Source organism: Sinorhizobium glycinis (genome assembly GCF_001651865.1).
In the GTDB taxonomy this organism is placed as follows: Bacteria; Pseudomonadota; Alphaproteobacteria; order Rhizobiales; family Rhizobiaceae; genus Sinorhizobium; species Sinorhizobium glycinis.
Genome location: NZ_LPUX01000050.1, coordinates 241,095 through 253,645 on the forward strand (window position 1 = coordinate 241,095; position 12,551 = coordinate 253,645).

Below are 12,551 nucleotides of genomic sequence, written 5' to 3' on the forward strand. Positions count from 1 at the left end.
TGCGATAGACTGTCACGCGGACGGAGGCGCCGTTGCCATTCAGCTCAAAATATGGACTGTGGCGACGGCGACAGAATCGGGGCTTCCCTCTGCGGGACGCTGCAAATCGGAACCGGAATTCCCATGGAAAGACCGCAATTGCCGCAGGGGCTGCCTGCGGATATCGAAGACAAGAAGGCCGAGACGAAGGCCTGGTTCGAGAGCCTGCGCGATTCGATCTGCGCGGCATTCGAGTCGATCGAGGACGATCTGACCGGGCCGTTGTCGGATCGCCCACCGGGCCGTTTCGTCGGCAAGGACTGGCTTCGCGAGGAAGGCGCCGGCGGCGGTGGGCGCATGTCGATGATGGAGGGCCGCGTCTTCGAGAAGGTCGGCGTCCATACATCGACCGTTTTCGGCGAGTTTTCCCCCGAGTTCCGCAATCAGATCCCCGGCGCAAGCGATGATCCGCGCTTCTGGGCCTCCGGAATTTCGCTGATCGCCCATCCGGTCAATCCCAACGTGCCCGCCGTGCACATGAATACCCGAATGGTCGTGACCACGAGCAACTGGTTCGGCGGCGGCGCGGACTTGACGCCCGTCCTCGACCGCCGGCGCATCATGACCGACCCGGACACCGTCGTCTTCCACCGCGCCATGGAGATCACCTGCAACCGGCATCCGGTTGCCGACCATGCGAAGTTCAAGGAATGGTGCGACGAGTATTTCTTCCTCAAGCACCGGAACGAGCCGCGCGGCACCGGCGGCATATTCTACGACTGGCTGCACTCGCCCGAGGAGATCGGCGGCTGGCAGGCCGATTTCGCCTTCACCCGCGACGTCGGCAAGGCATTCGCCATCGTCTATCCGAAAATCGTCAGGGCAAATTTCAATACCCCATGGACGGAGGCTGACCGGGACGAACAGCTGGTGCGTCGCGGCCGTTACGTGGAGTTCAATCTCCTCTACGACCGCGGCACCATCTTCGGCCTCAAGACAGGCGGCAACGTCGAGTCGATCCTCTCGTCCCTGCCCCCGGTCGTGCGCTGGCCCTGACCACATCTTCGGCCCAACGAGGACGCGAACAAATCCCGGCTTGCGGCGTTTTCTCCGGAACGAGGGAGAATTCGCCGCATGATATTCAAGAAGCGCACATTCTTCGGGCACGAGCCCCAGAGAGAAACACCGGACCATCCGGCGGAGCTGGAGCGAAAGGTTGCCCATTGCCTCGCCGTCGCGCCGGGTCTTGACGCGGCCGACGTCACGGTGACCTGTAACGGCAGCAATGTCCTGCTTGGCGGCACAGTTGCCACGGAGGACGAAATCTTCCGCGCAGAGGAAGCGGCAAAGTCGGTCGCAGGCGTCGGCGAGGTAATCAATCGTATCGGGATTTCGAAAGTCGGCAGCGGTTGAATGGGCCGTCAGACCGCCTCGCAAATTCTTGTGAGTTGTACCTGGGCCGCCTTTGCCCCCTCATCTGCCTGCCGGCATCTTCTCCCCGTGATCACGGGGAGAAGAGGACCAGCCGCAACGTCGGCAATCAACTCAGCGGCGGTGGAGAGATTGATGGTGCGGGGGCGGCTTGCGCTCTTCGCCCCGCTCGCGGGGAGAAGATGCCGGCAGGCAGATGAGGGGCAAAGAACCCGGTCCGGTCCGTCCGGTCAAATCGACTTGAGCGTCCAGCCGACGATATCGGCCGCCACTTGAGCGAAGGCGGCATCGAGAGCGGCGACAAAAGCCGGATTGCCCGCACCCCGGACCGGCGCGACGGCGCGGAACGCCTGCTGCCTGCGGACGGTACCGTTGCGGTCATCCAATATCTTTGCAAAAATCTCGACCACGGCCGTGTCCGGGCCGTTGGTGGATATCTCGAACGCGCGGAGTTCGGTGATCAGCTGATAATCTATGGCCAGTCCCTGGCCCGGCTTGCCGACGCCGCGAACCTTGCCGGTGTTGTCGAAAGTCTGAACGAGCCGATCCTGGACCAGGCGCGGCAGACTGTCGCCCCATTGGGCCCTGGCGAGGAATTGGAGTTCCGACTTCGACAGGCGAACGACGATCTGGTCGCTGCCGAGTGTCTTCAGCGTCGTCGGCTCCGGCACCAGTATCTGGCGATTCGTCGCTGCCGGACGCTCGACCACCGGCACCGAGGCCAGGCTGAACGTGTCATTGACCGCCTGGCGCGTACCGCAGCCGGCCAGCAACGTCGCCAATGAAAGAACCGTGGCAAACCGGGCCGCTCCCGCTCCACGCCACGCTACCAGACCCGGAAAACCCATACGCCAAATATCCCCAAACAACGCGGCGCCGTCCGGCTCCCCGCCCCCACGCAACCGACCCGCGACCGGCGATCGGCGAATCACCGTCGCGTGCGGCCATCATATTGCTTAACTGTCTCGCCGCCGAATAGCAGGCGCTGTGGATTTCTGTCGAAATTGGAAATCGTGCTCTGCAGGCCCTGCACTGTTCGCCGCGTTTCGGAGACGAGCGTCTCCACGTCCCGCAGGCCGGAATTGGAGAAACGCCTCAGGTTGTCGGCAATCGGGCCTATCTGGGCATTGAGGTTGTCGGCCATGCGCCGGAACGATTCGAGCGTCGAACGGGCCTCGGCCGAAAGCGACGGCGCATTTGCGTCGCCGAGGAAACCGTCGATCTTCACGAGAATGCTGTCCACGCGGTTCGATGCCGCATTCAGCTTGTTCGACATCTCCGTGAAATCGGTGATCGTCTGGTCTATGTCCTCCTGGCGGGCGGATATTTTTCCGGCAAAATCGGACACCTGGGCCGCGACCTTGCGGGCATCGGCGCTCGCCGCGGAGATGTCGTTGACGACCAGCCCGACCTTCTGTGTATCGACGGCAGCCACCAGCGCATCGACACGCTTCAATGTCTGCTGCGCGTTCTTGCCGAACTGGTCATAGGTCTCGACGGTGCGCCTGAACCCGGCGATTGCCTCGGAGACGCCGCCGGAAGCGGCCTTGAGGTCTTTGCTCACCTCTTCGACATTGCTGACGATCGTGTCGACCTTCTTCGGATCGACCGCCTTGATCAGCCTGTCGGCGCTGGCAAGCGTGTCATCGAGCTTTTTCGACGCCGCGCTGACGGATCCGGATAGCTCTTCGACACTCTTCAGGAACTTGTCGATCGCGTCCGAATTGTCGGCGAGCGCTTTGGAGAATCGCTGCGCATTGCCGATCGTCGCGCCCAACGGGCCACGAACTTCCGCGACGAAACCCTGAATATCGCCGATGGCGCTGTTCGCTCGATCAAGGATCTGGTCGGCAGTCGCGAGCAGGCTCGTAACGCTGGACTGATCGGCGAGGATACGCGCCTGCGTCCCGTTTTCGAGTGCGGTCTTGAGGATGTTCTCGTCGCCCTTTCGCCCGCCGCTGAGTTCGATATACGCCGCCCCCGTCAGACCCTGGATTTCCAGCGTCGCCCTTGTCGACTTGAGCACCGGCGCATCGGCCGATACCTCCGTGATGGCGATAGAATAGCGCGGATCATTGGCGTCAATGGCGAGGCTGCGGACGGTACCGACATTGATGCCGTTGAACCGCACCGGTGAGCCGACCGACAGGCCGTTGGCAGAGCCCGGAATGTTGACGACGAGTTCGACCATCTCGCCGGTTCGGCCATATTGTGACATCCAATAGACGAAGCCGAAGGCAGCGGCGATCACGAACACCGTGAAAAAGCCGACAATGGCATAGTTCGCTTTAGTTTCCATCGGTTCCGACTACCTCTGCGGCCCTCGCCGCTCTTCTTACCTGCTTCGGCAACAGCTTCCGCCGAACTATTTTACCAGCTTTGCCGCATCAGTCGTGCACGATCGCCCTTGCCCTTTTGCCGCGGAAATAGGATTTCACCCACGGCTCGTCGCAGGCGAGCATGTCCTCGATGGTACCCTCGACCAGCACGCGCTTCTGGCCGAGGACCGCAATCCTGTCGCAGACCGAAAACAGACTGTCGAGATCGTGAGTCACCATATACACGGTCAACCCAAGCGTGTCCCGGAGTTTGGCGATCAACTCGTCGAACTCCGCCGCGCCGATCGGATCGAGGCCCGAAGTCGGCTCGTCCAGGAACACGAGATCGGGATCGAGCGCCAACGCCCTTGCGAGTGCGGCACGCTTGATCATACCCCCGGAAAGCTCGGAAGGATATTTTTCCGCGGCCTCCGGCGCCAAGCCTACCAACTCGATCTTCAGACGCGCCAACTCGTCCATCAGGTCTTGCGGCAGATCGAGATATTCCCGCATCGGTACCTGGATGTTCTCCCGAACGGTCAGTGCGGAAAACAGCGCGCCGTGCTGGAATAGAACGCCCAGCCGCATGTCGAGTGCGAGGCGTTCCTCGTCGCTTACCTTGTCGTATTCCGCGCCGAGGATCTCGATCGTTCCTGAGCGCTTCGGCAGCAGCCGCAGGACCGTGCGCATCAGGACCGATTTGCCAGTGCCGGAAGCGCCGACGAAGCCGAGGATTTCGCCGCGCAGCACGTCGAGATTGAGCTTGTCGAGGACGATGTTGTCGCCGAAGCCCACGGTCAGGTCGCGAACGGAAAGCACGGTCTCGCGCCCCGCCGCCTGTTCCAGTTGCTTCTCCATGACCGCCTGAACCATTTTTTCCGCCTGCCTCAGAAATCGATCGCCGCATAGAACATCGCGAACAGTCCGTCGATGAGGATGACGACGAAAATCGATTTGACCACCGACGATGTCACGCGGCGTCCGAGCGATTCCGCGCTGCCGCCGACCTTCAGCCCCTCGACCGCGGCCACGACGCCGATGATGAGCGCCATGAAAGGCGCCTTGATCATGCCGGCCGCCACGGAGGAGAAATCGACGGCCTCCTGCAGTCGGGCGATGAAAGTCGCTACCGTAATGCCCGAATAGGTCCAGGCAACGAGCGCCGCTCCGACGAGGGCGGCGAAGTTCGCAATAATCGTCAAAAGCGGCAGCGCGATCGTCAGTGCGACAAGGCGCGGAAAGACGAGTACGCCGACCGGGCTCAAGCCCATGACCTTCAGCGCGTCGACCTCCTCGCGCATCTTCATCGAGCCGATCTCGGCCGTGATTGCGCTGCCCGAGCGGCCGGCAATCATGATCGCCGTCAACAGCACGCCGATCTCGCGCAGTTGCAGGATGCCGACCAGGTCGACAACGAAGATTTCCGCGCCGAAGGACCGGAGCTGAAAGGCTCCCTGCTGCGCGATGATGGCGCCGATCAGGAACGACATCAGCGTGATGATGGGCGTCGCCATCACGCCCATGCGGTCGATCTGGTGGACGATCGCGGCCGGCGATACGCCAGCGTGACGCCCGAGCTTCATTTGCGCGCCGCGGACGGCCGAGCCGAGGATGTACATGGCGGCAACCGTGTCGGTCCAAATCGACACCGTCACTTCACCGATCGGCGCAAACAGTCGCTGGAAAAGCGGGTCCTTTCGTTTCGGGCGTTCGGGCTGCCGCAATTCACCGGGCAGTGCGCGCACCAGTTCGACGTAACGCTCACCGCCGTCGCTGAAACCAATCTCGCCCCCGGCCTCGCTGCCGATCCCGTTCATGAAACGGCGGATGATCCAGGCGCCCGCCGTATCCATCGCCGTGATCCCGGAGAAATCGAATTCGTTTCGGCCGCCGGCCGGCTTACCAAGCCGCTTCAGCCTGTCGGCCATTGCTTCTGCCGTCTGATGCCGCCAGTCGCCGCTGAACACATAGCGTCGGCCGGTTCCCCCGTCGGCCTCGGCGAGGGCGACATCGGCATCATTCTGGGAAGGCGCGCGCGTCACGTGATCTTGGTCTTTCCATTACTCTTCGATAACCTCTTAAACCAGATTCGATCTCAGGACAAAATCAGCTAAAAATTCAAAGTCGTACAGCAAGCTTTGTGCGGCCGAAAAGTCACAGCGATCGGCACAACCGACAGAGGGCGCCCGGCACCGCGGGCGCGCCAATTGGCCGGCGCGGATTGGCGGAGAACGCAATGCCGATTTCCCTTTCAGCAGCCGTCGAACACTTCCCCATCGCCGGCACCTTCACGATCTCCCGCGGCTCGAAGACGACGGCAGGGGTCGTCACCTGCCGCATCGGCGACGGCACCGCATCCGGTTGGGGCGAATGCGTGCCTTACGGCCGCTACGGCGAATCGATCGAGTCTGTACTGAGCGAGATCGAAGCCGTCCGGCCGCTGATCGAAGCCGGCATGACGCGGCTGGAACTGCAGCAGGCGATGAAACCGGGCGCGGCCCGCAATGCGATCGATTGCGCACTCTGGGACCTCGAGGCAAAGCAGCGGGAAAGATCGGCGGCCACGCTTGCCGGCTTACCCGATCCGGTCGCCCTGACGACGGCCTATACCATCTCGCTCGCCGAGCCCGATGAGATGTTGGCGCAGGCGACGAAATACGCCCATCGCGCCCTTCTGAAGGTCAAGGTGGGGACGGCTGACGATACTTCGCGGATCCTTGCCGTTCGGAAAGGCGCGCCGGCGAGCCATATCATCCTCGATGCCAACGAAGGCTGGACTTCGGAGAACCTCGCCCATCATTTCGCTGTCTGCGCCGAAGCCGGCATCGCCCTGATCGAGCAACCCTTGCCGGCCGGGCGTGACGAGGCGCTGGCGCATGTGGCGCGCTCGGTTCCCGTCTGTGCCGACGAAAGCGTGCATGCGACTGCGGATCTCAAGGCGCTCGTCGGGCGCTACGACGCGGTGAACATCAAGCTCGACAAGACCGGCGGGCTTACGGAGGCGCTGCGCATGCGCGAGGAGGCCGCAGCGCTCGGCCTGAAGATCATGGTCGGCTGCATGGTCGGCAGTTCGCTCGCCATGGCCCCGGCGATCCTTGTCGCTCAAGGTGCAGACTTCGTCGATCTCGACGGTCCGCTGCTGCTTGCGGAAGACCGCAGCCCGGGCCTCCGCTACGAGGCCTCCCTGGTCTTCCCGCCTGAGCCGAGCCTCTGGGGCTGAAGATACCAGCCGGCGAAGGCGAAGCAGCATCCGGTTAGCGCCACGAGCGACATCGAATAGAAGCCGGAGACGCCGTACCAGGCGTAGAAATAGCCGGATAGAAATGTGAATATCGCCGTGAAAATGCCCGTGTAGAAGAAGTAGAGCCCCTGCGCGGACGCTTCCTGTTCCTCGGCGACGCGCTCCACCAGCTTGTGCTGCATGCCGGTGTGCATGATCGCATAGGTAAAGGCGTGGAAGCATTGGAGGATGAAATAGCCCGAGAAGCCCAGATCCATCGGGAAGATGAGCCATCGCAGCACGGCCAGCAGGCAGCCGGAGAAGATCATCGTCCAGACGCTGTAGCGCTTGATGATCGACTTGGCGAAGAAGAACATCAGCACTTCCGCCGCCACGCCGGCACTCCACAGGGCGCCGATCTGCGTGCCGCCATAGCCGATTTGCTGCCAATAGATCGCCGAGAACGCGAACAGCATCGCATGGCTGCTGTTGACCAGTGTGACGCCGATCAGGAGCAGTTGCAAATCAGGCTGCCGCAGCGATTGCGGCGGCACTTCGGTGATCGCCGCAATCGGCGAGGGCCGGCGCGGGCGGCCGATGCGCGGGGCTGCGCAGGCCATAACTACCGTCAGCCCGAAACCGGCCGCCATCGCCGGCAAGACCATCGAACCGCCGATCAGGCCGATCATCCAGCCGCCGAGCATCGTCGCGCCGATAAAGGCAATCGACCCCCAGACGCGCATCAGCGCATAGTCGAAGCCCCAGCGGCGCACGCCCGACAGCGCAATTGCCTCGACAATCGGCAGGTAAGGCGAATAGGCCGCCGATTGCAGCGCATAAATCACCAGCACCGGCCAGAACTCCTTCGCGAAGAACAGGACGAATGCCAGGGCAAGAGAAAGACAGCCCGACCAGATGAGCACGATCGTGCGCTCGCCGAGGCGATCCGCGAGCACGCCCGCGAGCGGCGCGGTGATGACACGGATGAACATCGGCACGGCGAGTACCACGCCGATCTCGAAATCGCTCATGGACAAAGTGCTGAGCCAGACCGGAAAGTACGGCATGGCGAAGCCGTTGACGATCAACGGCGCGCAGAAGAGCAGCGCGATGCGAAGCGCGAAATGACGCGGCGGAGGCCCCAGGACGGGGGGCGCTGATGCGGGAATCATGGGAGGACCTGATGGCTGTGGGCCAGCTGTAGCACGACTGCCCGCCGGGTCGCCAGTCGCTAGTTTTAGCCACTCCGGTCAGGGCATTGGGCTTCAGGCTGCCTGCGGCGCGGCAAGCTTCACGGGCAAGTCCTCGGCCGAGGTCTCCACCGCCGTCACGCCGCCGCGCAGGCTACGCCAGGTGATCAGTTCCATCGTGCCATCGAAGTGCTCGGCGATCGCCGTGCAGCTCTCGACCCAGTCGCCGGTATTGATGTAGCGGACCTCGTCGATATCCTCGATCACCGCATGGTGGATATGGCCGCAGATAACGCCCTGGGCGTGATGCCGGCGTGCTTCCTCCGCTACGACTTTCTGAAACTCTCCGATGAAGTTCACCGCGTGCTTGACCTGCAGCTTCGCCCAGGACGAGAACGACCAATAGGGCATGCCGAGGCGGCGGCGAATGGCGGCCAGGCCGATATTGATGGCGATTGCCGTGTCGTATGCCCAATCGCCGAGATAGGCGAGCACGCGCGCGTTGCGCACGACGACATCGAATTCGTCGCCATGCAACACGAGGTAGTTGCGGCCATCCGCTCCCTTATGCATGTGGCGTGCCGCGACCTCGATGCCGCCGAAATGGACGCCCGGAAAGTCTCTCATGAACTCGTCGTGATTGCCGGGAATATAGATGACGCGCGAGCCCTTGCGTGCCTTGCGCAGGAGTTTCTGGACCACATCGTTGCAGGGCTGCGGCCAATACCAGCTGCGCTTCAGTCGCCAGCCGTCGACGATGTCGCCGACGAGAATGATGGTCTCGGCCTCATGGTGGCGCAGGAAATCGAGCAGGTAGTCGGTCTTCGCCGCCTTCGAGCCCAGATGGACGTCGGAAATGAACAGCGTCCGCAACTTCCGAACCGGATCCCGTTGAAGTTCCGATGCCGCAGCCATGCGATCCTCGCCTTGTCGAGCCTTGTGTCTCTCGTCAAAACCAGACTCGTGTTTCAGGAAGATGACACCGCATCCAGCCGATCGGCGTCGCACAGAGGAAAAGCGATGCCGTCAAACTGTACGCGCGGGGGAAATCATGCCAAAAGGCCCGCATCCAGAAACAGGGATGTGACGGCATGACCACGGGCGACAAAGCGAAACCTCAATCGGCTCCTGCAAGCGGGGACATCGACCAGCAGGCACTTTTCTTCCACCGCTACCCCCGTCCGGGCAAGCTCGAGATCCAGCCCACCAAGCCGCTCGGCAACCAGCGCGACCTGGCGCTCGCCTATTCGCCCGGCGTCGCCGCACCCTGCCTTGCCATCAAGGACGATCCGGAGAGCGCCGCCGATTTCACGGCGCGCTCGAACCTCGTCGCCGTCGTCTCGAATGGCACCGCTGTCCTCGGCCTTGGCAATATCGGCCCCCTCGCCTCCAAGCCGGTGATGGAAGGGAAGGCCGTCCTCTTCAAGAAGTTCGCGGGCATCGACGTATTCGATATCGAGATCGACGCTCCGACCGTCGAGCGCATGGTCGATGTGGTTTCCGCCCTCGAGCCGACCTTCGGCGGCATAAATCTCGAGGACATCAAGGCGCCTGAATGCTTCGAGGTTGAGAGGCGCCTGCGCGAGAAGATGGAGATCCCGGTCTTCCACGACGACCAGCACGGAACGGCGATCATCGTCGCCGCCGCCGTTCTGAACGGCCTCGAACTCGCCGGCAAGGACATCGAAAAGGCGAAGATCGTCGCCTCCGGTGCCGGCGCCGCTGCCCTTGCCTGCCTCAACCTTCTCGTCACCCTCGGCGCCAAGCGCGAGAACATCTGGGTCCACGACCTCGAGGGCCTCGTCTACAAGGGCCGCGAGGTCCTGATGGACGAATGGAAGGCCGTCTATGCGCAGGACAGCGCCAATCGCGTGCTTGCCGACAGCATCGGCGGCGCCGATGTCTTCCTGGGACTTTCGGCCGCCGGCGTCCTCAAGCCCGAACTGCTCGCCCAGATGGCCGAAAAGCCGCTGATCATGGCGCTCGCCAACCCGACGCCGGAAATCATGCCGGAAGTCGCTCGGGCCGCGCGGCCGGATGCGATGATCTGCACGGGACGCTCGGACTTCCCGAACCAGGTCAACAACGTCCTCTGCTTCCCGCATATCTTCCGGGGCGCTCTCGATTGCGGCGCCCGCACGATCAACGAAGAGATGAAGATGGCGGCCGTGCGGGCGATCGCCGGCCTGGCGCGCGAGGAACCGTCCGATGTCGCAGCCCGTGCCTATTCAGGGGAAACGCCGGTCTTCGGACCCGACTACCTCATCCCCTCGCCTTTCGACCAGCGGTTGATACTGCGCATCGCCCCGGCCGTTGCCAAGGCCGCCGCCGAAAGCGGGGTGGCCACCCGTCCGATCCAGGATTTCGACGCCTATCTCGACAAGCTCAACCGTTTCGTCTTCCGCTCCGGCTTCATCATGAAGCCGGTCTTCGCGGCGGCCAAGAACGCCACCAAGAACCGCGTCATCTTCGCCGAAGGAGAAGACGAACGCGTATTGCGTGCCGCCCAGGTGCTGCTGGAAGAAGGCACGGCCAAGCCGATCCTGATCGGCCGTCCGCAGATCATCGAGACCCGCCTGCGCCGCTACGGTTTGAGGATTCGGCCCGATGTCGACTTCGAGGTGGTCAATCCGGAAGGCGATCCGCGCTATCGCGACTATGTCGACGACTACTTCGCCCTGGTCGGCCGCCTCGGCGTCATCCCGGAAGCCGCCCGCACGATCGTGCGCACCAATACGACGGTGATCGGTGCCTTGGCGGTCAAGCGCGGTGAAGCGGACGCATTGATCTGCGGCGTCGAGGGACGCTATAGCCGGCACCTGCGCGACGTTTCGCAGATCATCGGCAAGAAGCCGGGCGTGCTCGATTTCTCGGCGCTCAGCCTGTTGATCTCGCAGCGCGGCGCGACCTTCTTCACCGACACCTATGTGAGCTATAGTCCCAGCGCCGAAGAGATCGCCCAGACGACGGTGATGGCCGCGGGCGAAATTCGCCGCTTTGGGATCACGCCTCGCGCCGCCCTCGTGTCACATTCGAACTTCGGATCGCGCGAATCCGAAAGCGCCGCCAAGATGCGCGCCGCACTCAAGTTCGTCCGCGAGCTCGCACCGGATCTCGAGGTCGATGGCGAGATGCACGGGGACTCAGCCATCTCCGAAACGCTGCGTGAGCGGGTCATGCCGAACAGCACGCTGAAGGGCGAAGCCAACCTGCTCGTCTTCCCTAATCTCGACGCCGCCAACATCACGCTCGGCGTGGTCAAGACGATGACCGACAGCCTCCATGTCGGCCCGATCCTGCTCGGCTCAGCGCTGCCGGCGCACATCCTTTCGCCGTCGGTAACGTCCCGCGGCGTCGTCAACATGGCGGCCCTTGCAGTGGTCGAGGCAAGCCATCCCGCTTGAGGGATGGCTCTCCGGCTCATCGCGCTTTAGGCGATTCCTCGACCGCCTGCCTCGGAAATGCAATCTTGGATTGAGAAAGCCCAAAGACTTGCACCGATTACGAAATATAGCACTAGACAAAAACCGCCGGGCTAAACCATGTTTATTCTAGGGGCATGAATCGGTGTTACGGCATGACTAATCAACAGGCTGTCCTCGATCTGCTGGATATCGTGGAATATGGCGGGTGCGCGGAACCGCAACAATTCTTCGCACTGATGCGCCGCACGTTCGATATAGCGCATCTCCTTTACCTCGAAGCGGAGTCGACGCCCGAGGGCCTCAAGGTGTGCCGCCTGCACCACACCTTCGGGGCCTATGCCGAGGAGCTCTATCTGTCCCGTGGTCTTCACCGGATCGATCCGATCCTTCGGCTCGCCCTCGGTGGGGTGAGGCCGGTGGAATGGGCGACCGCCCGCCGTCGCTTTCCGGAATGCGAGCCGCTCTTCCAGGCTGCCGAGGACATCGGCTTGTCCACGGAAGGCGTCGCTCTCCCGCTCCCTTCACCGGCCGGTCGCATGGCACTCCTGGCGATCAGCGCCAACATGCCGCCGGCGGAATGGTCCGAATATCGCCGATGCCACCTGCGCGACTTCCAGCTGGCAGCCAATCTTTTTCATGCCTCGATGCTCGAGCAGTCGATGGCAGATGCGATCGACGAGCGCGACACGCGTCTGACCGGCCGGGAGACAGAGGTCTTGACCTGGTCGGCAGCCGGCAAGAGCTATTGGGAAATCGCCACGATCCTTGGCATTTCCGAACGCACGGTTCGCTTCTTCATGAGCAATGCGCGTCGCAAGCTCAACGTCGTGTCCAACACGCAAGCCGTTGCGCAGGCGGTGCGGCATGCGCTGATCCCCAACATCTGACGGGTGAATTTCCCATCCGAGCTCCCGCCGCCAGGCCAGAGACCCCACAAATTTTGTGGGAAAAATCGCCGAACTAAACTGTCACTACCGACAGTTACATG

General features: G+C 62.7%; 11 protein-coding genes. 5 read left to right on the forward strand and 6 right to left on the reverse strand.

Features of this window, described 5'->3' with window-relative positions; genetic code table 11:
- Positions 1 to 123 precede the first annotated feature (123 nt).
- Both hemF and AU381_RS03760 read left to right on the forward strand, forming a co-directional pair.
- Entirely contained in the window at positions 124 to 1,035 is a 912-nt protein-coding gene (hemF, locus tag AU381_RS03755; RefSeq protein ID WP_064240463.1) for an oxygen-dependent coproporphyrinogen oxidase, read from the forward strand.
- A 78-nt stretch (positions 1,036 to 1,113) separates the two neighbouring features.
- On the forward strand, positions 1,114 to 1,392 hold the full coding sequence (locus AU381_RS03760; protein ID WP_064240464.1) for a BON domain-containing protein: 279 nt from the start codon (positions 1,114 to 1,116) through the stop codon (positions 1,390 to 1,392).
- Positions 1,393 to 1,640: 248 nt separating this feature from the next.
- Here the strand turns inward: AU381_RS03760 and AU381_RS03765 are convergent, their stop codons facing one another.
- From AU381_RS03765 to AU381_RS03780, 4 genes are all read right to left on the reverse strand, one after another.
- Complete coding sequence (locus AU381_RS03765) at positions 1,641 to 2,258, reverse strand: ABC-type transport auxiliary lipoprotein family protein (RefSeq protein WP_064240465.1); 618 nt, start codon at positions 2,256 to 2,258, stop codon at positions 1,641 to 1,643.
- A gap of 80 nt (positions 2,259 to 2,338) precedes the next feature.
- On the reverse strand, positions 2,339 to 3,709 hold the full coding sequence (locus tag AU381_RS03770) for an MlaD family protein (RefSeq protein ID WP_064240466.1): 1,371 nt from the start codon (positions 3,707 to 3,709) through the stop codon (positions 2,339 to 2,341).
- A gap of 88 nt (positions 3,710 to 3,797) precedes the next feature.
- On the reverse strand, positions 3,798 to 4,601 hold the full coding sequence (locus tag AU381_RS03775) for an ABC transporter ATP-binding protein (RefSeq protein ID WP_064240467.1): 804 nt from the start codon (positions 4,599 to 4,601) through the stop codon (positions 3,798 to 3,800).
- 14 nt (positions 4,602 to 4,615) lie between these two features.
- Complete coding sequence (locus AU381_RS03780; protein WP_064240468.1) at positions 4,616 to 5,770, reverse strand: ABC transporter permease; 1,155 nt, start codon at positions 5,768 to 5,770, stop codon at positions 4,616 to 4,618.
- Positions 5,771 to 5,964: 194 nt separating this feature from the next.
- Between AU381_RS03780 and dgcA the strand changes: the two genes are divergently transcribed.
- Entirely contained in the window at positions 5,965 to 6,948 is a 984-nt protein-coding gene (gene dgcA, locus AU381_RS03785; RefSeq protein WP_064240469.1) for an N-acetyl-D-Glu racemase DgcA, read from the forward strand.
- On the opposite strand, the gene AU381_RS03790 is transcribed toward dgcA, so the two are convergent.
- Both AU381_RS03790 and AU381_RS03795 read right to left on the reverse strand, forming a co-directional pair.
- A complete protein-coding gene (locus tag AU381_RS03790) occupies positions 6,900 to 8,120 on the reverse strand; it encodes an MFS transporter (RefSeq protein ID WP_064240470.1) in 1,221 nt (406 codons plus the stop codon). The genes dgcA and AU381_RS03790 overlap by 49 nt on opposite strands.
- Positions 8,121 to 8,213: 93 nt before the next feature.
- On the reverse strand, positions 8,214 to 9,053 hold the full coding sequence (locus AU381_RS03795; protein WP_064240471.1) for a UDP-2,3-diacylglucosamine diphosphatase: 840 nt from the start codon (positions 9,051 to 9,053) through the stop codon (positions 8,214 to 8,216).
- A gap of 176 nt (positions 9,054 to 9,229) precedes the next feature.
- Here AU381_RS03795 and AU381_RS03800 point away from each other — a divergent pair, with 176 nt between their 5' ends.
- Together AU381_RS03800 and AU381_RS03805 are read left to right on the forward strand one after the other, a co-directional pair.
- On the forward strand, positions 9,230 to 11,542 hold the full coding sequence (locus AU381_RS03800; RefSeq protein ID WP_064240472.1) for an NADP-dependent malic enzyme: 2,313 nt from the start codon (positions 9,230 to 9,232) through the stop codon (positions 11,540 to 11,542).
- A 173-nt stretch (positions 11,543 to 11,715) separates the two neighbouring features.
- Entirely contained in the window at positions 11,716 to 12,450 is a 735-nt protein-coding gene (locus tag AU381_RS03805) for a helix-turn-helix transcriptional regulator (RefSeq protein ID WP_064240473.1), read from the forward strand.
- The last annotated feature ends 101 nt before the right edge of the window (positions 12,451 to 12,551 follow it).

Excerpts from the sequence above, each read along its gene's own strand:
- hemF (WP_064240463.1), top strand. The coding sequence starts at position 124 with ATGGAAAGACCGCAATTGCCGCAGGGGCTGCCTGCGGATATCGAAGAC.
- AU381_RS03760 (WP_064240464.1), top strand. The coding sequence starts at position 1,114 with ATGATATTCAAGAAGCGCACATTCTTCGGGCACGAGCCCCAGAGAGAA.
- AU381_RS03765 (WP_064240465.1), bottom strand. The coding sequence starts at position 2,258 with ATGGGTTTTCCGGGTCTGGTAGCGTGGCGTGGAGCGGGAGCGGCCCGG.
- AU381_RS03770 (WP_064240466.1), bottom strand. The coding sequence starts at position 3,709 with ATGGAAACTAAAGCGAACTATGCCATTGTCGGCTTTTTCACGGTGTTC.
- AU381_RS03775 (WP_064240467.1), bottom strand. The coding sequence starts at position 4,601 with ATGGTTCAGGCGGTCATGGAGAAGCAACTGGAACAGGCGGCGGGGCGC.
- dgcA (WP_064240469.1), top strand. The coding sequence starts at position 5,965 with ATGCCGATTTCCCTTTCAGCAGCCGTCGAACACTTCCCCATCGCCGGC.
- AU381_RS03790 (WP_064240470.1), bottom strand. The coding sequence starts at position 8,120 with ATGATTCCCGCATCAGCGCCCCCCGTCCTGGGGCCTCCGCCGCGTCAT.
- AU381_RS03795 (WP_064240471.1), bottom strand. The coding sequence starts at position 9,053 with ATGGCTGCGGCATCGGAACTTCAACGGGATCCGGTTCGGAAGTTGCGG.
- AU381_RS03800 (WP_064240472.1), top strand. The coding sequence starts at position 9,230 with ATGACCACGGGCGACAAAGCGAAACCTCAATCGGCTCCTGCAAGCGGG.
- AU381_RS03805 (WP_064240473.1), top strand. The coding sequence starts at position 11,716 with ATGACTAATCAACAGGCTGTCCTCGATCTGCTGGATATCGTGGAATAT.